This window comes from Sulfitobacter pontiacus (genome assembly GCF_040790665.1).
Taxonomy (GTDB): Bacteria; Pseudomonadota; Alphaproteobacteria; order Rhodobacterales; family Rhodobacteraceae; genus Sulfitobacter; species Sulfitobacter pontiacus.
Genome location: NZ_CP160849.1, coordinates 310197 through 333665, shown reverse-complemented (window position 1 = coordinate 333665; position 23469 = coordinate 310197). Strand labels below are relative to the sequence as shown.

General features: G+C 61.3%; 24 protein-coding genes and 1 tRNA gene. 14 read left to right on the top strand and 11 right to left on the bottom strand.

The genetic code is table 11. The annotated features are described in order from the left end of the window. Positions 1-9: 9 nt before the first annotated feature. Both AB1495_RS01520 and AB1495_RS01515 read right to left on the bottom strand, forming a co-directional pair. A complete protein-coding gene (locus AB1495_RS01520; protein ID WP_005849224.1) occupies positions 10-1095 on the bottom strand; it encodes a polysaccharide biosynthesis/export family protein in 1086 nt (361 codons plus the stop codon). A gap of 167 nt (positions 1096-1262) precedes the next feature. Continuing rightward, positions 1263-2555, bottom strand: coding sequence for a capsule biosynthesis protein (locus AB1495_RS01515; RefSeq protein ID WP_074634569.1), 1293 nt, complete (start codon positions 2553-2555; stop codon positions 1263-1265). A 135-nt stretch (positions 2556-2690) separates the two neighbouring features. Here AB1495_RS01515 and AB1495_RS01510 point away from each other — a divergent pair, with 135 nt between their 5' ends. The 5 genes from AB1495_RS01510 (at position 2691) to nusB (ending at position 6135) form a co-directional block, all read left to right on the top strand. Next, a complete protein-coding gene (locus AB1495_RS01510) occupies positions 2691-3278 on the top strand; it encodes a riboflavin synthase (RefSeq protein WP_074634568.1) in 588 nt (195 codons plus the stop codon). Beyond that, positions 3275-3844, top strand: a complete 570-nt coding sequence (locus AB1495_RS01505; RefSeq protein WP_064216609.1) for a hypothetical protein — start codon at positions 3275-3277, stop codon at positions 3842-3844. The genes AB1495_RS01510 and AB1495_RS01505 overlap by 4 nt, the downstream gene beginning before the upstream one ends. Positions 3845-3980: 136 nt before the next feature. Then, on the top strand, positions 3981-5105 hold the full coding sequence (gene ribB, locus AB1495_RS01500; protein WP_074634567.1) for a 3,4-dihydroxy-2-butanone-4-phosphate synthase: 1125 nt from the start codon (positions 3981-3983) through the stop codon (positions 5103-5105). 5 nt (positions 5106-5110) lie between these two features. After that, complete coding sequence (locus AB1495_RS01495; protein WP_005849215.1) at positions 5111-5659, top strand: 6,7-dimethyl-8-ribityllumazine synthase; 549 nt, start codon at positions 5111-5113, stop codon at positions 5657-5659. Further along, the gene (gene nusB / locus AB1495_RS01490) at positions 5656-6135 is read left to right on the top strand and encodes a transcription antitermination factor NusB (protein WP_009825037.1); all 480 of its coding nucleotides are present in this window, start codon (positions 5656-5658) and stop codon (positions 6133-6135) included. The genes AB1495_RS01495 and nusB overlap by 4 nt, the downstream gene beginning before the upstream one ends. Before the next feature lie 291 nt (positions 6136-6426). Here the strand turns inward: nusB and AB1495_RS01485 are convergent, their stop codons facing one another. Together AB1495_RS01485 and AB1495_RS01480 are read right to left on the bottom strand one after the other, a co-directional pair. Then, positions 6427-7194: a hypothetical protein gene (locus tag AB1495_RS01485; RefSeq protein WP_074634566.1), complete on the bottom strand. Its 768-nt coding sequence runs from the start codon at positions 7192-7194 to the stop codon at positions 6427-6429. Continuing rightward, positions 7191-8519 carry a hypothetical protein gene (locus AB1495_RS01480; protein WP_074634565.1) on the bottom strand — a complete coding sequence of 443 codons (1329 nt, stop codon included), beginning with the start codon at positions 8517-8519 and terminating at the stop codon, positions 7191-7193. The genes AB1495_RS01485 and AB1495_RS01480 overlap by 4 nt, the downstream gene beginning before the upstream one ends. A 93-nt stretch (positions 8520-8612) precedes the next feature. Between AB1495_RS01480 and AB1495_RS01475 the strand changes: the two genes are divergently transcribed. Then, complete coding sequence (locus AB1495_RS01475) at positions 8613-9080, top strand: MmcB family DNA repair protein (protein WP_009825034.1); 468 nt, start codon at positions 8613-8615, stop codon at positions 9078-9080. 91 nt (positions 9081-9171) lie between these two features. On the opposite strand, the gene AB1495_RS01470 is transcribed toward AB1495_RS01475, so the two are convergent. Next, positions 9172-9372, bottom strand: a complete 201-nt coding sequence (locus AB1495_RS01470) for a DUF6324 family protein (RefSeq protein ID WP_005849205.1) — start codon at positions 9370-9372, stop codon at positions 9172-9174. A gap of 148 nt (positions 9373-9520) precedes the next feature. On the opposite strand from AB1495_RS01470, the gene AB1495_RS01465 reads away from it, so the two are divergent. Then, a tRNA-His gene (locus AB1495_RS01465) sits at positions 9521-9597 on the top strand. 92 nt (positions 9598-9689) lie between these two features. Here AB1495_RS01465 and AB1495_RS01460 read toward each other — a convergent pair. Continuing rightward, positions 9690-9974, bottom strand: a complete 285-nt coding sequence (locus tag AB1495_RS01460) for a DUF6476 family protein (protein WP_074634564.1) — start codon at positions 9972-9974, stop codon at positions 9690-9692. Here AB1495_RS01460 and AB1495_RS01455 point away from each other — a divergent pair. From AB1495_RS01455 to AB1495_RS01440, 4 genes are all read left to right on the top strand, one after another. Beyond that, complete coding sequence (locus tag AB1495_RS01455; RefSeq protein WP_074634563.1) at positions 9973-11007, top strand: RluA family pseudouridine synthase; 1035 nt, start codon at positions 9973-9975, stop codon at positions 11005-11007. The genes AB1495_RS01460 and AB1495_RS01455 overlap by 2 nt on opposite strands. A 166-nt stretch (positions 11008-11173) precedes the next feature. After that, the gene (gene rpoH, locus AB1495_RS01450) at positions 11174-12070 is read left to right on the top strand and encodes an RNA polymerase sigma factor RpoH (protein WP_005849199.1); all 897 of its coding nucleotides are present in this window, start codon (positions 11174-11176) and stop codon (positions 12068-12070) included. A gap of 129 nt (positions 12071-12199) precedes the next feature. Beyond that, complete coding sequence (locus tag AB1495_RS01445) at positions 12200-13165, top strand: Gfo/Idh/MocA family protein (RefSeq protein ID WP_074634788.1); 966 nt, start codon at positions 12200-12202, stop codon at positions 13163-13165. 52 nt (positions 13166-13217) lie between these two features. Further along, positions 13218-13487 (top strand): DksA/TraR family C4-type zinc finger protein, encoded by a 270-nt coding sequence (locus tag AB1495_RS01440; protein ID WP_005849195.1) that lies wholly within the window; start codon positions 13218-13220, stop codon positions 13485-13487. Between the two features lie 102 nt (positions 13488-13589). Here the strand turns inward: AB1495_RS01440 and AB1495_RS01435 are convergent, their stop codons facing one another. From AB1495_RS01435 to AB1495_RS01415, 5 genes are all read right to left on the bottom strand, one after another. Beyond that, complete coding sequence (locus AB1495_RS01435; protein ID WP_005849193.1) at positions 13590-15410, bottom strand: M3 family oligoendopeptidase; 1821 nt, start codon at positions 15408-15410, stop codon at positions 13590-13592. 72 nt (positions 15411-15482) lie between these two features. Continuing rightward, positions 15483-17081 carry an ATP-dependent DNA ligase gene (locus AB1495_RS01430; RefSeq protein WP_074634562.1) on the bottom strand — a complete coding sequence of 533 codons (1599 nt, stop codon included), beginning with the start codon at positions 17079-17081 and terminating at the stop codon, positions 15483-15485. After that, positions 17078-18097, bottom strand: a complete 1020-nt coding sequence (locus AB1495_RS01425; protein ID WP_074634561.1) for a ligase-associated DNA damage response exonuclease — start codon at positions 18095-18097, stop codon at positions 17078-17080. The genes AB1495_RS01430 and AB1495_RS01425 overlap by 4 nt, the downstream gene beginning before the upstream one ends. Before the next feature lie 114 nt (positions 18098-18211). Further along, positions 18212-19156 carry an alpha/beta fold hydrolase gene (locus tag AB1495_RS01420; RefSeq protein WP_037944603.1) on the bottom strand — a complete coding sequence of 315 codons (945 nt, stop codon included), beginning with the start codon at positions 19154-19156 and terminating at the stop codon, positions 18212-18214. Between the two features lies 1 nt (position 19157). Then, on the bottom strand, positions 19158-19448 hold the full coding sequence (locus tag AB1495_RS01415; RefSeq protein WP_037944601.1) for an SCP2 sterol-binding domain-containing protein: 291 nt from the start codon (positions 19446-19448) through the stop codon (positions 19158-19160). 75 nt (positions 19449-19523) lie between these two features. Between AB1495_RS01415 and AB1495_RS01410 the strand changes: the two genes are divergently transcribed. From AB1495_RS01410 to AB1495_RS01400, 3 genes are read left to right on the top strand one after another with little or no spacing between them, the layout of a single operon-like run. Continuing rightward, positions 19524-20090, top strand: coding sequence for a tetratricopeptide repeat protein (locus AB1495_RS01410; RefSeq protein WP_074634787.1), 567 nt, complete (start codon positions 19524-19526; stop codon positions 20088-20090). An 18-nt stretch (positions 20091-20108) separates the two neighbouring features. Beyond that, positions 20109-23036 (top strand): helicase-related protein, encoded by a 2928-nt coding sequence (locus AB1495_RS01405; RefSeq protein ID WP_074634560.1) that lies wholly within the window; start codon positions 20109-20111, stop codon positions 23034-23036. Next, positions 23037-23423 (top strand): RNA-binding S4 domain-containing protein, encoded by a 387-nt coding sequence (locus AB1495_RS01400; protein WP_005849182.1) that lies wholly within the window; start codon positions 23037-23039, stop codon positions 23421-23423. It abuts the gene before it with no gap. Positions 23424-23469 lie beyond the last annotated feature (46 nt).

The window sequence follows — 23469 nt, the reverse complement described above, 5'->3', positions numbered from 1 at the left end:
CGGTCCAGATCAGTTGCTCGACGCGAGCGACGACAGGTTGTTGACCGAGCTGGCCGACCCCGTGATCGAGGAGATGACCTTGCTCCACTGGGTGAAGGGGGCTTCGGTGACGTAGAGCGTATCGCCATCACGGATCACGAAATCGCGGGCCATGAACATGCCGTTGGGCTTGGTCAGGTCAAGCACATAGACCATGCGCTGTGCGCCCTGCAGGTCATTGCGGCCCAGAACCTGAGCGACGACCGCTTCGGGTTCGTTGCGGAAGACGAAAACACCTGTCGGGTCAGCGGTGCCCGCGTTCAGCCCGCCCACCTGTGCGATGCCTTCAAGCGCCGACAGGTTCTTGGTCTCGAACGGGACTTTCTGCTGCGCGCCGGTGGCACCAAGGGCCACAAAGGACCGTGTATCTTCCTCGATCAGGATGCGATCCCCGCCGCGCAGGGCGATGTCGAGCTCTGGGTGGCTGTAAAGATCTTCAAGCCAGATTTTGCCCCGCTGATTGCCACGCAGCACGGTGACCTGCGCGATCTGGGGGGTGATGGTCACACCACCGGCCCGCGCCAGCATGGTGGCAAGCGTGCGCGTCGGTCGTTCAATCGCATAGACACCCTGCGCACCGACAGAGCCGACAAGCGACACGGTCGCCCCGTCACCGGCCAGACGGCGCACCTGAACCTGCGGGTCCGGCGTTTGTTCGGACAGTTTGTTGGTGATGATGCGGCGGATCGCTTCGGGGGAATTGCCAGCGGCCTTGATCCGGCCCGCGTAGGGCACAAAGATGAACCCGGAGCCGTCGACCTGCACTTCTTCCAGCACGGTGGCGTTGGCCCCTTGGGCGGCCAGCAAGCCATCATCGACGTTTTCCCAGATCGTCAGCCCCAGCGTATCACCGGGGTTGATCGTATCCGACCCAAGCTGACCGGCGTTGATGAACCCCGGGCTAAAGCCAAGCGCGGGGGCGACGGCGGTGGCGCGGGTTACACGGTCGTTGACGGCGACAACAAATGCGTCGCCTTCCTTCTGGACCGATCCGGCAAAGATCTGACGTTTGTTCGGGCCAACCTGCGGAAGGCCACATGAAGATACCACGGCCATAGCCGCAAGTAATGCGATGGGACGCGCCCACCGGAAGGGTACGGATTTCACTGCCCGGTCTCCTCGACCTGTTCTTGTTCTGCCTCGAATTCGCCGATTTTTTCGGCGTAATTATCATCGGCTTAGCGCAGATTGGATCGAAAAGCTACTGTCTGGGCGAAAAACGCTCAGGTGACGGCCCGCAACTGTTGCCTTGGTGCCGCGGTTCCCAGCTCTAGCGCGTCGTAGGGGTCTTCGGGGGCAAGCATCATATCGACCACTTGCCGCATCAACTGCGTGCGCGCGCGCGCCGCATAAAATCCGCCCGGCACCTGCGAGGTTTCCAGCAAATACCGGCGATAATCCTTGTAGGCCTTGTTATCGGGGCGCGAGGCGGCGGCAAAGAATTGCGCCAGCGGCTGGTCCGAGACGAATTCGGGTTTCGCATAGACGGCGCTGCCAAACACCTTGAGCGGAATTCCGCGCCACAGCACCTGTTGACCGGCGGTGGAGTTCACGGTAACGGCGGTGCGGGCATCGTTGAGCAGCTGCGCCAGCTTGCCGCCGCGCACGAAATGCACCCGGTCCGCGACACCCAGATCTCGCGCCACCTGTTTGACCACGCGGCGCAGAGGTGCGCGGCCGTCTTCCAACGGATGGGCCTTCACAACTAGATGATGGTGGCGCGGCGCGCCCTTGGCGAAACCTTCCAGCACCACGGTCAGGAAATCGGTCATCGTCTCGAAGCGGGAGTGTTCCTGGAACGAGCTGTCGTGCTCCAGCTGCAGCAGTGCTAGATGGTAGGGGAAGCCGCCCAGCCGGATACGCAGCGTTGCGATCAGCCGGTCCAGCGCCAGCGCGGGCATCAGCAGCAGCCGCTTGAGGTACAGCTTGAACTCCTTGGTCACCGGCAAGCTCCGGTGCGGGCGGAAGTTACGGTAGTCGCCGTTCCGGAAGAGCACAAACCAGTGATAGAGCGCGCCATAGAACACATGCTGGCGCATATCACCCCAATGACCGGGGGGGAGGGGGGCCTCCATATCCGAATTGGCCAGTGCGGCCTGCATCTGTTCGATGGACATGTCCATCAGCCGCGAATTGCCGTTGGACCCGCCGCGTTCATAGGTGACCCAATAGGGGCGCATGTAGCCTTCTTCAAAGACATGCACGGTCAGGCCGCGGGCCTTGGCCTCGGCCACGGCTTGGGCGTGGATCGGGCGGGTGTCGCCATAAAGCACGATATCTGTGACACCCTTGTCGGCGAGCAGCGCAACAAAGGTGTCTTTCCACGTGTCAGCTGTTCCGCGGAACGGGATATAGCTGCGCGGGTGGAACCAGAAGGCCCGATCGCCTGCGTTGAACCCCACACGCCAGACCTGCGCCCCCGCCAGACGGAGCATCTTGCCCAGACGGTTGAAGAAGGGGCCATGCGGCCCTTGCAGGAAAAGGAAGACCCGTTCACGGGGTGCTGCGGCGTTCATCGGTTGCTTTCGGTTTATCTTGGTCATCGGGCAGACAAACACCGGATACCGGCGAAAATGTGGCGTGTCTGTGGACTTGTCATGCTGCGGGCAGAGGTCTACTTCGGTAGCGACCAGTATAGAAGAGGCAGGCGCATGTTTACAGGCATTATCACGGACATCGGAAAGATCACCAAGCTTGAACAGCAAGGCGACCTGCGCGCGCGGATCGAAACGGGCTATGATACCAGCGGCATCGACACGGGGGCCTCTATCGCCAGTGATGGCGTGTGCCTGACCGTGGTGGATCTGGGGGCCGATTGGTACGAGGTGCAGATCAGCGCCGAGACCGTGGACAAGACCAACCTTGGCGCATGGGAGGTCGGACGCCGTCTGAACCTTGAACGCGCGCTGAAGGTCGGGGACGAATTGGGCGGGCACATCGTGTCGGGCCATGTCGATGGCGTGGCCGAAGTGGTGGCGCTGCGCGACGAGGGCGACAGCACCCGCGTGACCCTGCGCGCGCCCGAGGATCTGGCGCGTTTCATTGCCCCCAAAGGCTCTGTCGCGCTTAACGGCACCTCGCTGACCGTGAACGAGGTCGACGGCTGCGATTTCGGCATCAACTTTATCCCCCACACCAAAGAGGTGACCACATGGGGTGATGTCGCCATCGGGGACCGCATCAACCTAGAGATCGACACATTGGCCCGCTATGTTGCGCGGCTGGCGGAAATGTCATGATCGCGGGGATCGGACATAATCAGGGGCCCAGCCTTGAGCGCGGCCAGAAATGGCGCGCTTTCCAGTGGCAAAAGGCACGCGAGGCGGCGATGCCTTCAGCGATCCCGCTGATGGTCGTCAAGATGCGCGTGGCGCGCGCCCGCGAGCTGGGGTTGGACTACAAGGCCTATGCCGCGATCCGTCAGGCCACCGGGCGCGACATTCTGGCGCTGCTGTTCTCGTCCAATGCGCTGCGGGTGGTCCGTGCGGGGGCACCGCATATCCCCCTGCGCGAGGCCGAGGTGCTGGACAAGGTGCAGCGCGCCCAAAAGCTGGCGCTGGTACATCGCCCGCTGCGGCCCGACAGTGTGGCACAGGCGAATCCCGTGCTGGACCATGTGGCCGAGGCCCCCAAGTTCACCGACAGCTGGAGCGCGATGCGCGATCATCTGGGGCAGGTGGTTCAAGGGCGCAAACTGGTCGGCGATCAGGTGCTGATCATCGGCGACACCGGATTGGAACGGGACTGGGCCACTGCAAGCAAGGCGGCGGGCTATGTGGAGGCCGCGCGCTATTTCGGCGCTTAACGCGGACCGCCGCGCGCGGTGACGGTGCGGAATTGAGTTTATTTGGCAAAATGAAGCAGGGAGGGGGGCGGCCCTGCTCTGGCAAAGGCGCGTGGGGTGGGGTATGTGCCAGAGCAGCAAAGAGTGAGGTGACCCCATGCAATTTGAAACGCCCGGACCGGTCGAGGCTGAATTGGCGGATGCCATCGCGCCCATCGAAGAGATCATCGAGGAAGCCCGTCAGGGTCGCATGTTCGTGCTGGTCGACCACGAAGACCGCGAGAACGAAGGCGATCTGGTAATCCCCGCGCAGTTCGCGGATGCGGATGCGATCAACTTTATGGCCACCCACGGGCGCGGGCTGATCTGCCTGCCGATGACCGAGGAACGGGTCAACACGCTAGGTCTGCCGATGATGGCAGTGAATAACTCTGCCCGCCACGAGACGGCCTTTACCGTATCGATCGAAGCACGCGAGGGGGTGACCACCGGTATTTCCGCCGCCGACCGTGCGCTGACCATCAAGGTCGCCATCGACGAGGATAAAGGCGCGGTGGATATCGCCACGCCGGGGCATGTGTTTCCGCTGCGCGCACGCGATGGCGGTGTCCTGGTCCGTGCAGGCCACACCGAGGCTGCCGTCGATATCTCGCGCCTTGCGGGGCTGCATCCGTCCGGTGTGATCTGCGAGATCATGAAGGAAGACGGCACCATGGCCCGTCTGCCGGATCTGGTTGCATTCTGTCAGCAGCACGACATGAAGATCGGCACGATCAGCGATCTGATCGCCTTTCGCCACAAGCATGACAACCTGCTGGTGGAGCGCGACAGCCGCACCGTAACCTCTGCCTATGGGGGTGACTGGAAGATGCAGATTTTCACCGACGAGATCAGCGGCACCGATCATGTGGTCCTGTCCAAGGGCGATATCACAACGGATGCGCCGGTTCTGGTTCGCACCCATGCGATCAACGCGCTTGAGGATATCCTCGGCCTCGGGCCAAGCCCCGCCGACGAATTGCCACGCGCGATGCAGATCATCGCGGACGAAGGCCGTGGCGCGGTGCTGTTGTTCCGCGATCCCGACCCGCGGTTGCGTTTCGAGGACGAAGAGGATGATCGCCCCCGTACCGTCAAACGCACCGGACTTGGGTCGCAGATCATGGCGAGCCTTGGGTTGCACAAGCTGATCTTGCTGACGGATAACCCCGATACGCGCTATCTGGGGCTGGACGCCTATGACCTTAGCATCGTGGGCACGCGCCCCATCACGCAGGAGTAAATGCAATGGCTGCTGGAAATCATACGACGCTGACCACGCCGCGCTTTGACACGCCGGTTAAGGTTCTGATCGTCATTTCGCCCTATTACTCGGACATCGCCGAGGGCTTGCTGAAAGGCGCCAAGGCAGAGCTCGAGGCCGCCGGGGCTGAATGGGACGTGGTGGAAATGCCCGGCGCGCTGGAAATCCCGACCGCCATCGGTATCTCTGACCGCAAGAGCAATTTTGACGGCTACGTGGCGCTTGGCTGTGTCATCCGCGGCGAGACGACGCATTACGAGACCGTGTGCAACGACAGCAGCCGCGCCTTGCAGCTGATGGGGTTGCAGGGCATCTGTATCGGCAACGGCATCCTGACCGTCGAGAACCACGAACAGGCCGCCGTGCGCGCCGATCCGGAGGGGCAAAACAAGGGCGGCGGTGCGGCAGCTGCGGCCTTGCATCTGATCGCGCTGAGCCGTAAGTGGGGCGACATTCGCAAAGACATCGGTTTCAAGCCGCGCTCGGATGAATATCTGATGGCGGGCGACAATGACGGACCCAAGACAGCATGACATCCTCCGCCGGCCTTTCGGGCAATCAAAAACGCAAGATGAAATCAGCTTCGCGGCTTTATGCCGTGCAGGCCCTGTTCCAGATGGAGCATTCCTCGCAAAGCTTTGACACCGTGCGCAAGGAGTTCCTTGAGCACCGCTTTGGTGCGACCTATGACGGTCAGGAAATGATCGATGGTGACATCCGGCATTTTGCAGACCTGCTTGAGACGGCGGTGAACTATCAGGCCGCGATTGACCAGATGACCGACCGTGCGCTGGTGGCTAAATGGGCCATCGCGCGGATCGACCCTACTTTGCGTGCCTTGTTCCGCGCTGCCGGTGCCGAGCTGCGCGCGCAGGAAACGCCGCCGCGGGTCGTGATCAACGAATATGTCGACGTGGCCCGTGCCTTCTTTGAGGGGGGCGACGAGCCGAAGTTCGTGAATGCCGTTCTGGATCATATGGCCCGCGAAGCCCGTCCGGAAGAGTTCTGAGCCGGACAGGCTCAGCTCATCATCTTTGGTCGACAGCGACGGACCAGCGAAAGACCTGATATTTTCGGGCTGATATTTTCGGGAAAGTGTGACGGGACCACCGCTGCCGTTCTGTTCTATATTCCCGAGGACCTGTATGTACAGGTGGGTGCCAGATAAACGAACCAGGGCTCGAACAGAGCCAGCTCCCTCGGATTTGCTTAAGGCCACTGGAATGTAACTTTTACAAACAGGGCAGAACCCGTCACCCCCGTTAAGTAGGCGCGACCATAGCCTGCGACAAGGGGTATTCTAGCTTGGCTCGGTGTTTTCGACAAAGCGGTAGCGGGTCAGCTCTTCGGGCAGCAGCAGATAGATTTCATCCGGCGGCGTGACCAGCGCGTGCTGCATGACCAGCGGGTCGATGCCCATCTGATCCAGATAGGTCATGACCTCGCCTTGGCCGCGCTGGATGTCCTCCACCGCGACAAAGGCGGGCAGCAGGGTGCTTTCACCGAAGAAATGCTGGTGCACCCCGACAGAGGCATCCTCTGGCACGTCGCGGCTGGTGCCTGCGGCCAATAGATAGGGGCAGGCGGAATAGCAGATGTCGCCACTGCGCAAGGCGGTCGTGAGCTCAGCATCCCGCAGATACCGTCCCAGACGCAGCGCGTCGCTGACTGACCCACCGGGCGAATTCAGGATCACGCCCTCGGGTTGGGGATCAAGTGCGGTGATCTGTTTCTCGATGCGTTCGGCATCACCCGCCATGATGCCCCCTTCCAGCAGCACGCGCGCGCCGCCTTCGACCACGGTCAGGGTCAGCCGTTCGGGCAGGGGTGTGTCCGGCATGGGGCGGCCGCCGGGGCGGGCGCGGTCGGGTTGAAACCGGCGGGTCTGGTCGCCGGGGCGCGTGGGTTCGGTCAGCCCCGGGGCACGCGGACCAAAGCCGGGCAGGCGCAGCCCCTCGTCCAGATCACCCCAAAAGAGCAGCCCCGCCAACCCCAGCTGAAAGATCAGAACGCCGCCCAGAACCCGTGCCACCGGTGGGCGTTTGGAAGGATCACGTCGCAGTTTCATGTGGTTTTCGAAGGCGTGCTAAGGGCAGGATTCTCGGTCACGATATCATGGGGCGCAGTGTCATCGCGGTCTTCCCACGCGTTTTCATCGACAGATGTGCCCTTCATCGCCGCATCCATGTCACGCATCGCCAGCACCGCGGCCCGCAATTCGGCAAGGGTGAGTGTTTCCTCGATCGCGCTGCCCTCGCGGCCTTCGCGGATCGCGCCTTGGGTGATGGCGAGGATGAAGACCAGCACGGCGGGCAACAGATCAATGGCAATCGCGCCGGCCCAGGAGGGCACGAAGTTGCGCGCGTATTTGATCACCGCATCGGCGCTGGAAATCGGGGTGTAGGTCGTCTCTGTCGGCGGGGCCATGGCCAGCACGTCTTGGGCTGCACGCTCCAGTGTGGCGGCACGTTGGGCCAGAACCTCAAGCACGGCACTGATGGTCGAGGCCTGATTGCCCCGCACCTCGACACTGCTGCCATCCAGTTCGGGCAGCACGACAGAGGCCGACAGATCCTGCGCGGCGCGCTCGACCAGCGGGGCGACTGACAGTTGCCGCAAGCGCGTGATCAACCCGGCAAGCCGTACCGCCTGTTCGGAAAATTCGACTGATCGCGCTTCCACCGGACCGGGTTCGACCGTCAGCGCGCGCATCCGGCTGAGGATCTGGTTGCCCTCGACAAAGGCGTCATTGACCAGCGGGGTCTGGGTGGCGATCTGCGCCTCCAGCCCCGACAGCTCTGCCGATTTCTGTCGCAGCACGCGGAACACGGCGCCACGCCCCGCCAAGCCCGACAGCCCGCCCGTGGCCTCCTGTTCGCTCAGATCCTCGAAACTTTGACGCACACGGGCAACGTCCCGCTCCAGCCCTTGGGCGGAAAGGGTGATCTCATGCGCGCGCTCTAGCGAGCCTTGGTAATCCTGCACGGTCTCGGCCAGATGCTGTTCCACCGCAGCGGATCCGGCAAGGGCGGCGGCGTTCAGCCAGCTCGACATCGCGATGATCGCGACGCTTCCCAGCGACATGGCCCCCAACAGCCCGACCCGCGCACGGGCGCTGCGGACCGCCGGAAACAGGCGCAGCATATAGGACCAGAACACAAAGATGCCCACGGAAACAGCAGCGGAATAGGCGATCGCGGCAAAGGCCGACATCGCCCCGTTGTCATCCAGCAAGGACGACACCCCAAGATAGGTGTAGATGCCCGACGCCACCGCCAGCACCCCAAGCGCTGTGCCCGAAAACGTATCGAGCCAGCCCAGATGCCCTTCGAGTTCGCGCGCATAGCGGATGCCGCGCTGTTGATGTGTCGAGTTTTCGCCGTCGCGCGCCATATGCCCACCCTGTTTTCTTTTGAACTAGATAGGTTGCGCGCTGCGGATTACCAAGCGCTTGCCTGATGTTCATGAATTGTTCATATTGCTCCCATGACCCAGACCGACCTGATGACCGCCCCGACCTTGCAACCCGGACAGTTGATTGCCCGTGGTGTGACCCGCCAGCTTGCCGCACTCGGTTTCGCGAGCGTGGAAGAGTTGGTGCCCACGCGAGGGCTGCGGGTGGATGTGATGGCGCTTGGTCCCAAGGGGGAGATCTGGATCGTTGAATGCAAATCCAGCCGTGCCGATTTCATGTCCGACAGCAAATGGGACGGGTACCTCGAATGGGCCGACAGGTTCTTTTGGGCGGTGGATGCGGATTTCGACGTCGACCTGCTGCCCGAGGACACCGGCCTGTTTATCGGTGACAGCTACGGGGCAGAGCTCGTGCGCATGGGGCCGGAAACCCGACTGGCTGCCGCGCGCCGCAAAAAGATGACCCATCTCTTTGCCACCCATGCCGCGCGCAGGCTGCATATGCTGCGCGACCCGCATGCCATGCCGCAGTGGGGCTAGGGTACATCAATATTCCAAATGGAAAATATCCCGGGGGTGCCGCGCAAAGGCGCGGCGGGGGCTGGCCCCCATCCCGACCGGGCAACATGCGTTATCGCTTGTTCTTGCCAGCTTTGCCCGCACGATGGGCGGCGGCCATGATCTCTTCCGCGATTTCAACGGCTTCATCCGTGGTGAAATCCATCGGGATCTCGATCCCGCCTTCCGCTTCGATGAACAGCCGGACCATGCCCTTATCGGTTGGCCCGATTTGCAGGTTGGCTTCAATGTCGCGTTCTGTGTCGATGCCCATGAGGTTTCTCCGAAACTGTGTCAGGTCCCGTACCCTGCGGCGCTGGAAATGGCAAGTTTTGCCATTCTCACCTGCGACAGGACAAATCGAACTTTGCGACGGATATCTGCTTGCATTCCTTTTTCATGAACGCTAGATCGACCGCAGTGCCGCCTTAGCTCAGTTGGTTAGAGCGCCTGATTGTGGATCAGGAGGTCCCTGGTTCGAGACCAGGAGGTGGTACCACTCCCCCCCCCCGAAAAATTAGAGCATATTTCTGTGCGGCGTGATGTTTTCGTGCGCCGTGCCTCGGCACTGTGGCGCATAGGCTGCGCGCGTTACTCGATCGTGACGCTCTGACGCAGCTCGCCTGTCATCCGGTCAAAGATCAGAATCACATCTTCCTGTGTCACCACAGCATACCAGTCGGGGCCTTGGGTGAAGGTCACCGCTTTTTCGCCGTCGGGCAGGGTGATAGAGGGCGGTAAATCGGGGCTCTTGTTCGAGAAGCGGATGACAAGTAGCCCGATCACGACTAGAAGGCCGAAAATCATTGTGGCGGTCAGCACCGTCACCAGCCGCCGCAGGAATTTGATGTTCGGGGGCTCGGAAGGATCAGTCATGTCGCACCGTCAAATTACGTTTACCATCGCGGACAGCCCGCCATCTCGCCTTGATAAGGCGCTTGCGCGCGATGTGCCAGAGGATGCGAACCTGTCGCGCACACGGCTGGGGCGTTTGCTGGAACAAGGGGCCGTGCGTGTCGACGGGGCAGTGGTAACCGACCCGCGCAGCCGTGCCGAAGCTGGGCAGCAGATCACCGTCGATGTGGAAGAGGCCGAAGACAGTCATATCCTCGCCGAGGAAATCCCGTTGGAGGTCGTCTTTGAAGACGCGGATCTGATCGTGATCAACAAACCCGCAGGCATGGTGGTTCACCCCGCGCCGGGCAGCCCGTCGGGGACGTTGGTCAATGCGCTGCTGGCGCATTGCGGCGATGACCTGTCGGGGGTGGGTGGCATGAAACGTCCGGGCATCGTGCACCGGATCGACAAGGATACCTCGGGTCTGCTGGTTGTCGCCAAGTCTGACGCGGCCCACCACGGGCTGGCCAAACAGTTTGAGAAACACACCGTTGAACGCTATTATCAGGCCTTGGTCTACGGCGTGCCGGATGCCAACGATCCGCGCCTACGGGGGGTGAAGGGGGCCAGCTTCGAGCCGGGCAATATCCTCAAGCTCACCACGCAGCTGGCGCGTCACCGTACCGACCGCCAGCGTCAGGCCGTGTTCTTTCAAGGCGGCCGCCACGCTGTGACCCGTGCGCGCACCGTTGCGCGGCTTGGCAATCCAGAGGTTCTGGCCCTGATGGAATGCTGGCTTGAAACCGGCCGTACCCATCAGATCAGGGTGCATATGGCCCATGCCGGTCACGCATTGGTGGGCGATCCAACCTACGGTGGCAAACGTAAATTAGCAAAGGGCGCGGTCTCGGACGCCGCCGCCGAAGCGGTGCGTAGCTTCCCGCGCCAGGCCCTGCATGCGGCGGTACTGGGGTTCGATCATCCGGTCACGGGCGACTACGTTCGCTTCGAAGCGCCGCTGCCCGGTGACATGACCGACCTGCTCGGGGCCGTGGGCTACGATCTGCCCTAGTGCACAGTTGTGTGATCGACCTGTAGTAAAACGGTTTTTTAAGGATTATTGGGCCCAATTCACCGTCCCATGCGTTAGGCTGGACACTTGAAACGGAGCGGGGCCCTCTCCATATCTATGTTAATCCAAATAACATGGGCCCCGGAAATTGGGGAAAGGGACAAAGATGGCTAATTACGCAAATCTGCCAGCGCCAACACCGGAAGGCGGATTGAACCGCTATATGCAGGAAATCCGCAAGTTTCCCCTGTTGGAGCCGGAAGAAGAATACATGCTCGCCAAACGGTGGGTCGAAGAACAAGACACCGAAGCCGCGCATCGCATGGTCACCTCGCACCTGCGTTTGGCGGCCAAGATCGCCATGGGCTACCGCGGTTATGGTCTGCCGCAGGCAGAGGTGATTTCAGAAGCCAACGTCGGCCTGATGCAGGCGGTCAAACGCTTCGACCCCGAAAAAGGCTTCCGTCTGGCGACCTACGCCATGTGGTGGATCCGCGCCTCGATTCAGGAATATATCCTGCGGTCCTGGTCGCTGGTGAAACTGGGCACGACCTCGGGCCAGAAGAAGTTGTTCTTCAATCTGCGCAAGGCCAAGAACCGCATCGGCGCGCTGGAAGAGGGCGACCTGCACCCCGACAACGTCAAACGTATCGCGACGGACCTTGGTGTGACTGAAACCGAAGTCATCTCCATGAACCGCCGTATGTCGGGCGGTGATGCGTCCTTGAACGCCACTGTCGGCTCCGAAGGCGAGGGGACGATGCAGTGGCAGGACTGGCTGGAAGACGAAGACGCCGACCAGGCCACCGACTACGAGGAACGGGACGAGTTGGAAACCCGCCGCGAGATGCTGGCAGAGGCGCTGGATGTGCTCAATGACCGCGAGAAAGACATCCTGACCCAACGTCGCCTGTCTGATCAAACGGTCACGCTCGAAGATCTGAGCAGCCAGTATGACGTCAGCCGCGAACGTATCCGCCAGATCGAGGTGCGTGCCTTTGAAAAACTGCAAAAACGCATGCGCGATCTGGCCCGTGAAAAAGGTCTGATGGGCACCGCCTGATCGCCAGCCACGGTTTTGAATATTGATCCCCGCAAGGCGCGTCGCTTTGCGGGGATTTTTTATGCACCCCTTGATGATCCGCCGCGGCTCCCCCTACAGTCGCGCGACACCAAACATCAGGGGATCACGATGAAAACGCTACGCTGGGGCATCCTCGGGGCTGCCCAATTTGCCAAAGAACAGATGGCCCCGGCCATCCACGCGGCGAAAGGGGCCGAACTGGTTGCCCTCGCCACATCTCACCCTGACAAAGCCGCGCCCTTTCAGACCTTCGCCCCGCAGCTTGCAGTGCACAGCAGCTACGAGGCGCTGCTCGCCGATCCGGATATCGACGCGGTCTATATCCCGCTGCCCAACCATTTGCATGTGGAATGGACGCTCAAGGCGCTGAAGGCGGGCAAACATGTCTTATGCGAAAAGCCGATGGCGATGCAGGCGCAAGACTATGACCGGTTGATTTCCGCAAGCGATACCACGGGCCTGCTGGCGGCCGAAGCCTTCATGATCGTCCATCACCCCCAATGGATACGCGCCCGAGAGATCGTGCAATCGGGCAGCTTGGGGCGGCTGCGCCACGTGGCGGTCAACTTCTCGTTCTTCAACGACGATACCGGCAACATCCGCAATGACCCCAAGGCCGGTGGCGGCGTGCTGCCGGACATCGGTACCTATGCCTTCGGCTGCACCCGCTTCGTCACGGGGCAAGAGCCGACCGCGATCTCCCATGCCAAGATCGACTATGAAAACGATGTCGATGTCTTCGCGCAGGTCGCGGCCCGCTTCGACGGGTTTGACCTTTCCGCAACCGTGTCCATGCGTATGTTCCCGTTTCAGCAGGTCGTTATTCACGGCGAAAAGGGCATCCTGCGTCTGAGCTGCCCGTTCAACCCGACGGTCTATTCCCAAGCCGAGCTGTATCTCGAGACCACACAGAACAGCACCACCGTCGAACGCTTTCCCGGCGTGAACCACTATGTGCAGCAGGTCGAAAACTTTGGCGCGTCAGTGACCGAGGGCACGGCCTATCCCTGTCCGCTTGAATTCAGCCGCGGCACGCAACGCATGACGGATATGGCCTTTGCCGCCGGGGGTTGAGCCTTGGCACTTGCGACCTACCTATAAGGGGTAACACTCAAGGGGGATGATCATGGCCGGAGGATGGGCGAAAGACGGCGCTGTCAGTGAACAGATCGAAGCGTCGATTAACGATGAACTGGCCCGCCTCAAGGCGCGCAAGGCCCCTCAGGGCGAAAGCCGCACCCATTGCGCCGAATGCGAAGAACCGATCCCCGAGGCGCGCCGCCAAGCCTTGCCGGGCGTAAAGCTCTGCATTGATTGCGTGCGCGAACGGGACGGTCTGGCGCAAGCCCGCGGTGGCATCAACCGGCGTGGCAGCAAAGATAGCCAGCTGAAATAGCCAAAAGCGAAGCGGGGCGCTGCAACTTCACCGCCCCGCTCAATTTCCAAATGGTCTTAAATCCTCGCCGAAGGCATTAAACGCTCATGCCTTCCCGCAGGATCAATCCTCCATCGCTTCCAGTTCATCAATGAACCCCGAAATCATCGACAGCCCCTTATCCCAGAACGCGGGGTCGGAGGCATCAAGCCCGAAGGGGGCCAGCAGCTCCTTGTGGTGCTTCGACCCGCCAGCTTTCAGCATATCGAAATACTTGTCCTCAAACCCCGGCTCACCTTCCTCGTAGACCGCGTAGAGCGCATTTACCAAGCCGTCGCCGAAGGCGTAAGCGTAGACGTAAAAGGGCGAATGTACGAAGTGGGGGATATAGGCCCAGAAGGTCTCGTACCCGTCCATAAATTCAAACGCTGGCCCAAGGCTCTCGCCCTGCACCGACATCCACAGTGCGTTGATGTCGTCTGGTGTGAGCTCTCCACCACGGCGGGCGTCGTGCAGCTTGCATTCGAAATCATAAAAGGCGATCTGGCGCACGACCGTGTTGATCATATCCTCGACCTTGCCGGCCAACAGCACTTTGCGCTCGGCATTAGTTTTGGCGCCGTCCAGCATCTTGCGGAAGGTCAGCATCTCTCCAAAGACAGAGGCGGTTTCGGCCAAGGTCAGCGGTGTGGAGGATAGCATCTCGCCCTGACCCGCGGCCAGCACCTGATGCACGCCGTGGCCCAGCTCATGCGCCAGTGTCATCACGTCGCGCGGTTTGCCCAAGTAGTTAAGCATCACATAAGGGTGCACGTCGGTCACGGTGGGGTGGGCAAAGGCACCGGGAGCTTTACCCGGTTTGACGCCTGCATCGATCCAACCTTCGGTAAAGAAGGGGGCCGCGATTTCGCCCATACGGGGATCGAAGGCGTTATAGGCGTCCATGACCGTCTTTTCGGCCTGTTCCCAGCTGACGGTTTTGGGGTCTTCCATCGGTAGGGGGGCGTTGCGGTCCCAGACCTGCATGGTGTCGAGGCCCAGCCATTTGCGCTTCAGCTCGTAGTAGCGGTGGCTGAGCTTGGGGTAGGCGTTGACCACCGCATCGCGCAGCGCTTCGACCACCTCGGGTTCGACGTGGTTTGACAGGTGGCGGCCGGTTTGCGGTGTGGGCATCCCGCGCCAGCGGTCGATGACCTCTTTTTCCTTGGCTTGCGTGTTGTGCACGCGGGCAAAGGTACGGATATTGGCCTGAAACACATCCGCCAATTCGCGCGCCGCGGCTTCGCGCAGATCACGCGACGGGTCGGTCAGCAGGTTCAGCACGCCTTCGATGTTCAGCGGCTCGTCGTTTACCTCGAATTCCAGCCCGGCGATGGTCTCGTCGAACAGACGCTCCCATGCGTCGCCGACGACGCCCAGATCATGCAGGAACTTCTCCATCTCGTCGGAAAGCTGGTAATCTTTCATCGCGCGGATACGGTCGAACACCGGCTTATACCGCGCCAGATCCGCCTTTTGGCTCAGCAGGTTGGCAAGGTGATCATCCTCCAGCCGGTTCAACTCAAGCGTGAAGAACACCAGCGGGGTGGTAAAGTTGGTGATCTTCTCCTGCGCGTCCGACATGAATTTTGCACGGCCGGAATCGGTGGTCAGCTGGTAATAGCGCAGCCCCGCGTAAGACATGATGCGCCCGGCGATCTGGTTGATCTTCTCATTGCGCAGCACACAGTCCAGCAATTCGTTCGCATCCAGTTCGGCCAGTTTGCCTTCGTAATCTTCGGCAAAGCTGCGGCAGGCCTCTTCAAGCCAGTCCAGATCGCGCTTGAGCTCGGGCGCGTCTTCACCGGTGTACAGATCGTCAAGATTCCACTCAGGCAGCTTGCCGAAGGCAGAGGCCCCGGAACCGGCGTTGGCATCAAGGACGGGGACGGGCAGTTGAAACATGAAAAACCTCTTTTTGACGTTAAATCTACCTAAGCACGGGTCCGCGGCAAAGCAAGGCGATGGCGGCGCGGATTAGCCGTAAATCCGCAGCATTTCTTCAAGATCGGCCAATGTGTTGGCTTCTTGCAGTGGCTTGTCCTGCCGCCAGCGCAGCATCCGCGGAAAGCGCAAGGCGACGCCTGATTTGTGCCGGGTGCTGCGCTGGATGCCTTCGAAGGCGATCTCGAACACATGATGCGGGGTGACCTTCCGCACGGGACCAAACCGTTCGAGCGTATTCTTGCGCACCCAAGCCGTGATCTTGCGAAACTCGGCATCCGTCAGGCCGCTATAGGCTTTGGTAAAGGGCACCAGATCATTGCCGTTCCAGACCGCAAAGGTGAAGTCTGTGAACAGGTTGGCGCGTCGTCCTGACCCGGATTGGGCATAGATCATCACCGCATCAATGGTCAGCGGGTCCAGCTTCCATTTCCACCAATCGCCCTTCTTACGCCCCGCCAGATAGGGGCTGTCGGCACGTTTCAGCATGACCCCTTCGGCCTGCGCTTCGCGTGCGGTGGCGCGTTGGTCGGCCAGCGCATCCCATGTGGGGAAGGTCAGTTGCGGCGACAGGCGGATCGGCGCATCGTCGGGCAGGGCGGCGCAGGCCTGTTCCAGCAGCGCACGGCGCTCGGCAAAGGGGCGGGAGCGAATATCTTCGCCCTGCCATTCCAGCAGGTCGTAGGCGTGCAGCACCACCGGGGCTTCGGCCAGCAGTTTCTTCGGCACGGTCTTGCGGCCAATCCGGGCTTGCAGCGCATTGAAGGAGGATGGCGCAGGCTGTCCGTCAGGCCAGACCAGCAGCTCGCCGTCGAGAACCGTGCCATCGGGCATGAAGTCCACTGCACGGGCGAGCTCGGGGAAGCGGTCGGTCATCAGCTCTTCACCGCGCGACCAGACGAAATAGGCACCGTCCCGCAAGATCAACTGGCCGCGGATGCCGTCCCATTTCCATTCGGCACGCCAGTCGTGCGGATCACCCAGCTCTTGCGGCTCGGCCTCCAGCCCATAGGCCAGATAGAAGGGATAGGGGCGCGATGCGTCGGCAGAGGCATCTTCGGCCTCTACCAGCCCATGCCATGTGGTGTCGTCGGGGTGCCAGTTGCCCATGAGGCGATGCGCAAGCTCGGGTTCGGGTTTGCCCGTGGCACGAGACAGGGCGCGGGTCATCAGCTTTTGGCTGACACCCACCCGAAACCCGCCGGTGATCAGCTTGTTGAAGATAAATCGTTCGGTCCCGCCAAGCGTCGTCCATGCGTCAAGGACAAAGGCTTTGCGGGCCTCTTCATCCTGGGTGTAAATCTCGCGCAGTGCCGCGATCCACGCGGCAAGCGATTGATCATCCTGCGTCGGGTTGGGGGGCAGAACGAGCGTGATCGTCTCGGCCAGATCGCCAACGATGCTGTAGCTTTCCTCGAACAGCCACAGGGGGATGTTCGCGCGCTCGGCGGCCCATTCGCGCAGCTTGGTGGTCGTGACGGCGCGTTTGGGGCGACGGCCGGAAAACAGGGCGATGGTCCATAGCCGGTCGTCATCCGGTGCCGCGCTGAAATAATCGGCCAGTGCGGCGACTTTCACTGTCGTCTTGGTGCTTTGGTCGATGGCGTTGAACAGCGCGGCAAACCGTTTCATTCGCTTGCGTCCTTATCCAGGGATTCGCCTTCGAACTGGGTCGGTACGACCTGCGCTTGCCAGCCGCTATCGGCCAGAAACCGGCTGAAGACATCGGTGTAACCATGTGTCACATATATGTTTTCGGCTTCGGTTGCTTTGATCGCGGACAGCAGCCCATCCCAATCCGCATGGTCCGAGATGATAAAGCCGCGATCGCCTGCACGGCGTCGACGTACACCCCGCACGGCCATCCATCCGCTGGCAAAAGCGGTTTCCTGCGGGCCGAATTTTTTCGACCACGCACTGCCCAAGGCACCGGGTGGGGCCAGCACAATCGCGCCGGGGTGATCCTTGGGCTTCAGATCCGCATCGGCGAGGATCGTGTCGGGCAGGGGGATCCCCTGATCGCGCATGACGCGGTTGGTGTTCTCGGTCGCGGTGTGGGTCAGGATCGGGCCGATGTCGGGGTCGAGCATCGATAGCAAACGTTGTGCCTTGCCCAAGGCATAAGCCCCCAGAAACGCCGTTTTTCCCTGCGCCGCGCAGCCTGCCCACCATGCGTTGATCTCTGCCGCGACGGCGGCTTGCTCGGCCCAGCGAAACACCGGCAGGCCAAAGGTGCTTTCGGTGATGAAGTGATGACATCTCACCGGCTCGAACGGGTCGGACAGCCCGTCATCGACCACCTTGTAATCGCCCGAGGCAACCCAGATCTCGCCGTCTACTTCGACGCGGATTTGGGCGGAGCCGGGGACGTGGCCGGCGGGGTGAAACGACACCTGCGCCCCGCCGATCTGCCGCTTTTCGCCATATGCGATGCCGTCAGCGGTGATATCGCCCAAACGGTGGCGCATGACGGGCAGGGCGATGTCGGTGGCAAGGTACCGGTTCATGCCCCAGCGGGCGTGATCGGAATGCCCGTGGGTGATCAGGGCACGGTCCACAGGCCGCCACGGGTCGATATAGAAATCACCCGCGGGGCAATAAATGCCGTTTTCGTTGAATGTCAGAACAGGTTGCTTGGCCATGCGCATAAGCTAGCGGGGCGCGCGCGTTTGAACAGGGTGGGCAGGAAAATCCTCGCCGATGCCGAGTTTTCCGTTGAAATGACGGTAGGTTGCAGGCGGAAGTTCATCCCGCGACCGGCGCTACTTTTTGGCGTTCCCAAAGAACAGGGCCGCCATCTCATCCACCGCTTTGTCGCGGGTGGCGGGGATTTCCATCAGCACTTCGTGCTCTGCACCATCAATGATATGCAGCTTGCCGCCTTTCCAAGTCTCCATACGGGCGTGGATGCGGCCCTTGTGCACGATACGTTCGTTGGACCCGAGGAATGTGGCGCAGGGCAGGCTGGGGGCGGCGCGCAGGGACAGATGCTTGGTCTCGGATAAAGCCTCGCGGAGCCAGATAAAGCTGGGCCCGCCCAAAGACAGTTCGGGATGGGCCGCCAATTGCGTGCGCATCATCTCGTACATCTCGGGGTCGGTGGTGAGCATGTTGTTCTCGAACGGCGCGGTCGAGATATAGGATGCCGCCTGCGTGCCCATGGGCAGCTTGTAGCCCTGACCGATGCGCGGCATCAGGTTGGACAGCCCCGCGGCCACCAGACGCATGTGCGGCGCGATATGGATACCCCACATCGGCGCGGTAAAGGCGGCGGCTTGCACGGACAGACCCTCCATACAGGCGCGCAGGCCGATGGCCCCGCCCATGGAGTGCGCCAGCAGGAAATACGGGCGTGGCAGCTGCAAGGCGCGGGCTGTCCGCATCATGGCCGCCACATCTTTTTGATAGTCAGAGAAGACATCGACATGGCCGATGTTGCGGTCGGGGATCAACCGGTCCGACAGACCTTGCCCCCGCCAGTCAATCGCCATGACCGCCAGCCCCTTTTTCGCAAAGGCGCTTGCGGTCATGGCATATTTCTCCACGTATTCGGTGCGGCCGGGGAAAAGCAGCACGGTGCCCTTTGCCCCGTCCAGCGGCCAATGCGCGACGCGCAGCTTTTTACCATCCGATGTCTCGGCCCAATGCGCCTGACCCGTTTCGGGCAGCGGCGCAATGTCGGTGAAAAAGGGCGCGGTTTCCAGCATATTAGGAGAGGACGGACGCCAGCTTCATCGCCATGCCCATGTCGCCGTCAATCTTGAGCTTGCCGCTCATGAAGGCACCGGTCGGGTTGGTGTCGCCGGACAGGATCGCCTGGAAAGTTTCTGCGTCAGCAGAAAGGGTTACATCCGCTTCTTCATCCGCGGCGCGTGCGCCGGTCGAATCCATCATGACAGTGCCTTCGTCTTCGATGTCGAACTTGGCTGTGCCGTCAAAGTCGGCCCCCGCCAGTTTTTCGTTCAGCACTGTTACAGCTTGGTTCACAATATCGCTCATCATAGGCCCTTTTCTTGGCAAATGGTGCCGACACGTCTGGAATTGTGGCGGCAGCCTGTTACATTCACTCTTGTTATGGGCAACCGCATCGTCAACCTCAAACATACCGTCGCGGCACTTGGTCTCTGGGTGTTGCTTGGGGGTATAAGTTTCGCGCAAGTGTCGCCCCCCGCGGCGGCGGAATTGCTGCAGGATTTACGCGATGCCCCCGCGGCAGAGGCGGCGCGAATCGAACGTGATGTGCAGCGCGCTTGGGCGCGGTCCGGCTCGGCCGCAATGGATTTGCTGTATTCCCGTGGTCGCGATGCCATGTCAGAGGGGGACACCACCTTGGCGATCGCCCATCTGACAGCTCTGACGGATCACGCCCCTGATTTTGCCGAAGGCTATCATGCCCGTGCACAGGCCTATTTCGCCGCAGGTCTCTATGGCCCTGCAATCGATGATCTGGAAACCACGCTTGCCTTGAACCCGCAGCAGTATAACGCCATCTTCGGTCTGGGGGCGATCCTGCAGGAGTTTGGCGATCTGCGGGCGGCTGCCGATCTCTATCGCCGAGTGTTAAGCATTAACCCTCACCATGATAACGCGCAAAGGGCGCTCGACGGGCTGCGGCGCGACGGCATCGGGCGCACGCTTTAACGATCTAAGGAATTTCTGGTGGCAGGTGACAGCAGGGTCGTGGCCGTTTTGGGCCCGACCAATACAGGCAAGACGACCTATGCAATCGAACGGATGTTGGCGCATCGCACGGGGGTGATCGGGCTGCCGCTGCGTTTGCTCGCGCGCGAGGTCTATGACCGCATCGTTGCCCTGCGTGGCCCGTCCATCGTGGCACTGGTCACAGGCGAAGAGCGGATCGTGCCGCCGCGCACCCAATATTGGGTCTGCACCGTCGAGGCGATGCCCGAAGGCATGGGCGCTGATCTGGTTGCGGTCGATGAAATCCAGCTTTGTGCGGATCCTGAGAGGGGGCATGTCTTTACCGACCGTCTTTTGCGTGCGCGCGGTCAACACGAGACGCTTTTCATGGGGTCCGACACCATGCGCGGCTCAATCGCGGCGCTGGTGCCAGAGGCGCAGTTCATCCGGCGCGAGAGAATGTCGGAATTGATCTATTCTGGTCAGAAAAAGATAAGCCGAATGCGTCCGCGCAGTGCGATCGTCGGGTTTTCGGTTGAGAATGTATATGCGATTGCAGAGCTGATCCGGCGCCAAAAGGGGGGCGCGGCGGTGGTTATGGGCGCGCTCAGCCCGCGCACACGCAACGCGCAGGTCGCCATGTATCAAAATGGCGAGGTCGACTATCTGGTGGCCACGGATGCCATCGGGATGGGGCTGAACCTTGATGTGGACCACGTCGCTTTCTCGGCGCTCAGCAAGTTTGACGGGCGTCGGATGCGACCCTTGGCCCCGAACGAACTGGCGCAGATTGCCGGACGGGCAGGGCGCGGGTTCAAGAGCGGTACATTCGGTGTCACGGGCGATGCGTCTCCGCTTGATGATGGTGTCGCGCGGGCCATTATGGATCATCAGTTCACACCGCAGAACAAGCTCAACTGGCGCAACCCCGCGCTGCAGTTCGGATCCATTGACCGGCTGATCCAGACGCTTGAAATGTCGCCGGACAATGAACGCTTGTTCAAAGCGCGCGAGGCCGATGATCTGCGCGCGCTCAAGAATCTCGCCGTTGATGCCGAGATCGCGGCGCGCTGTACCGATGGGCCATCGGTGCGCCTACTGTGGGATGTCTGCCGGATTCCCGACTTTCGTGGTATAAGCCATGCAGAGCACGCCAGCCTGCTGGAGCAGATTTTCAACTTTCTGCACCAGCGCGGTTCCATCCCCGACGACTGGCTGGCGCGGCAAATTAAACGCATAGATCGAACCGATGGCGACATTGATGCGTTGTCCAAACGATTAGCGTTTATTCGCACCTGGACCTACGTGACACAGCGCAAAGGCTGGACAGGTGACGAAAGCCATTGGCGACACGAGGCGCGTGTCGTAGAAGACAGACTGTCGGATGCGCTGCACGAGCGTCTGACCCAAAGATTTGTAGATCGGCGCACATCCGTGCTTTTGCGCCGGCTAGGACAGAAGGAAGCCATGGTGGCCGAAGTAAACGAGACCGGTGAAGTAACCGTTGAAGGCGAATTTGTTGGCAAGCTGGACGGGTTCCGCTTTCGCCAAGACAAAGGCGCAGGCGTTGCCGAAGATAAAACGATCAAAGCTGCATCGTTGCAGGCGCTGGCTCCTCAGTTCCATTTGCGGGCGGATCGTTTCTACAACGCGCCTGATACAGAGATTGATTTCACAGAGCAGGGCGGCCTCATGTGGGGCAGCTCTGCCGTGGGTAAACTGGTTGCGGGCTCCGATCCGTTGAAACCCGGTGTCGAGGTCTTCGTCGATGACGTTGCGGGCCCCGAGGTTGCGCAAAAAGTGCAGCGCCGTTTGCAGCATTTCATCGACCGCAAGGTCGCAGCCCTGTTCGAGCCACTGATCGCCCTGTCAAAGGATGAGGCGCTGACCGGTCTGGCCCGTGGCTTTGCCTTCCGCATGGTTGAAAACCTTGGTATTCTGCCCCGCGCTGATGTGGCGGACGAGGTGAAAGCCCTGGATCAGGACGCCCGTGGCGCGCTGCGCAAGCATGGTTTGCGCTTTGGTCAATTCACCATCTTTATGCCTTTGTTGCTGAAGCCCGCGCCGACCCGTTTGCGTCTGGTGCTGTGGTCGATTTCCAAGGGGCTGAACGAATTCCCTGAATCGCCGCCCCCTGGGCTGGTCACCATCCCCGTAGACACCAGCGCGCCCGAAGGCGCTGCGACGATGGCTGGATACCGCAACGCGGGCGAACGCGCGATCCGTATCGATATGCTGGAACGTCTGGCCGATATGCTGCGCTCCGAAGATTCGCGTGGCGGGTTCGAGGCGAAGGCCGATATGCTCTCGATTACGGGCATGACGCTTGAACAATTCGCCACGTTGATGGAAGGTCTGGGCTACAAGGCCGAAAAGGCTGAGCGCACCAAGGTGAAAGCCGTTGATACCGTCGTGCCCCATGACGGTGCACCGATGGCTGCCGACAAGGGCGCGGACGCCGAGACGCCCGTGATGGACGTCGCGGCCGAGCAACCAGCCGGTGGTATTGTCGAAGATCCGGCGGCTGCTCAGGCGGATGACATCGTGCCCGCAACCGCGGATATGCCCGATGACGGGATCGCCCCGATGGTCGAGGAGCTGGCCGAGACACCAGAGGTCGACGACCACATCCCCGACACCCCTGCCGAGGAAAACCCCCAAGGCACAGCGCCTGACGCCGATATCGCAGGTGCCGAGCTTGAGACATATTATGTCTTTACCTGGGGGCGCACGCCCCGTGGCAATGCCCAAGGCCAGCGTCGCGGCGGTGGGGATCGTCCGCAAGGGAAGGGGAAACCCGGACCGCGTGGCAAAAAGGGTGCACCGCGTGGGGACAAGGGCGGCAAAGCCCAGAAGTTCAGCAGCAAGCCCGCCCGTGCCGAAAAGCCGATCGACCCCGACAACCCATTCGCCGCTGCGCTGATGGGGCTGAAAGACAACAAGTAATTGTCCGAAGCGCCGACAAAGCTGCGGCTTGATAAATGGCTGTGGCATGCGCGGTTTTATAAAACGCGTTCTCTGGCGGCTGCCCGCGTGCAAGCGGGGGCCGTCAGGGTCAACGGCAGCGTCGCGCAAAAGCGTGCGACACTGGTTGTGGTTGGCGACGTACTGACCTTTGCTATGGGCGACGATGTGCGGGTGATCCAGATAGAGGGCATCGGCACCCGCCGTGGTCCGGCCCCCGAGGCGCAAACGCTTTACACCGATCTGTCCCCGCCGGTCCCCCGATCCGAGAAAAAACAACCTGAAAATCCGGCATTTGAGGGAAAAGGGCGCCCCAGTAAGCGTGATCGCCGCGTGCTTGATCTTTCTCGGGCGCGCCACCTTGAATGATACGCTGTGCTGACGTATCTCCTGCGTTAAACCTGCCATAAAAGAT

Bases quoted from the DNA above. Each gene is read 5' to 3' on its own strand.
- AB1495_RS01520 (WP_005849224.1), bottom strand. From the start codon at position 1,095: ATGGCCGTGGTATCTTCATGTGGCCTTCCGCAGGTTGGCCCGAACAAA.
- AB1495_RS01515 (WP_074634569.1), bottom strand. From the start codon at position 2,555: ATGAACGCCGCAGCACCCCGTGAACGGGTCTTCCTTTTCCTGCAAGGG.
- AB1495_RS01510 (WP_074634568.1), top strand. From the start codon at position 2,691: ATGTTTACAGGCATTATCACGGACATCGGAAAGATCACCAAGCTTGAA.
- AB1495_RS01505 (WP_064216609.1), top strand. From the start codon at position 3,275: ATGATCGCGGGGATCGGACATAATCAGGGGCCCAGCCTTGAGCGCGGC.
- ribB (WP_074634567.1), top strand. From the start codon at position 3,981: ATGCAATTTGAAACGCCCGGACCGGTCGAGGCTGAATTGGCGGATGCC.
- AB1495_RS01495 (WP_005849215.1), top strand. From the start codon at position 5,111: ATGGCTGCTGGAAATCATACGACGCTGACCACGCCGCGCTTTGACACG.
- nusB (WP_009825037.1), top strand. From the start codon at position 5,656: ATGACATCCTCCGCCGGCCTTTCGGGCAATCAAAAACGCAAGATGAAA.
- AB1495_RS01485 (WP_074634566.1), bottom strand. From the start codon at position 7,194: ATGAAACTGCGACGTGATCCTTCCAAACGCCCACCGGTGGCACGGGTT.
- AB1495_RS01480 (WP_074634565.1), bottom strand. From the start codon at position 8,519: ATGGCGCGCGACGGCGAAAACTCGACACATCAACAGCGCGGCATCCGC.
- AB1495_RS01475 (WP_009825034.1), top strand. From the start codon at position 8,613: ATGACCCAGACCGACCTGATGACCGCCCCGACCTTGCAACCCGGACAG.
- AB1495_RS01470 (WP_005849205.1), bottom strand. From the start codon at position 9,372: ATGGGCATCGACACAGAACGCGACATTGAAGCCAACCTGCAAATCGGG.
- AB1495_RS01455 (WP_074634563.1), top strand. From the start codon at position 9,973: ATGTCGCACCGTCAAATTACGTTTACCATCGCGGACAGCCCGCCATCT.
- AB1495_RS01460 (WP_074634564.1), bottom strand. From the start codon at position 9,974: ATGACTGATCCTTCCGAGCCCCCGAACATCAAATTCCTGCGGCGGCTG.
- rpoH (WP_005849199.1), top strand. From the start codon at position 11,174: ATGGCTAATTACGCAAATCTGCCAGCGCCAACACCGGAAGGCGGATTG.
- AB1495_RS01445 (WP_074634788.1), top strand. From the start codon at position 12,200: ATGAAAACGCTACGCTGGGGCATCCTCGGGGCTGCCCAATTTGCCAAA.
- AB1495_RS01440 (WP_005849195.1), top strand. From the start codon at position 13,218: ATGGCCGGAGGATGGGCGAAAGACGGCGCTGTCAGTGAACAGATCGAA.
- AB1495_RS01435 (WP_005849193.1), bottom strand. From the start codon at position 15,410: ATGTTTCAACTGCCCGTCCCCGTCCTTGATGCCAACGCCGGTTCCGGG.
- AB1495_RS01430 (WP_074634562.1), bottom strand. From the start codon at position 17,081: ATGAAACGGTTTGCCGCGCTGTTCAACGCCATCGACCAAAGCACCAAG.
- AB1495_RS01425 (WP_074634561.1), bottom strand. From the start codon at position 18,097: ATGCGCATGGCCAAGCAACCTGTTCTGACATTCAACGAAAACGGCATT.
- AB1495_RS01420 (WP_037944603.1), bottom strand. From the start codon at position 19,156: ATGCTGGAAACCGCGCCCTTTTTCACCGACATTGCGCCGCTGCCCGAA.
- AB1495_RS01415 (WP_037944601.1), bottom strand. From the start codon at position 19,448: ATGAGCGATATTGTGAACCAAGCTGTAACAGTGCTGAACGAAAAACTG.
- AB1495_RS01410 (WP_074634787.1), top strand. From the start codon at position 19,524: ATGGGCAACCGCATCGTCAACCTCAAACATACCGTCGCGGCACTTGGT.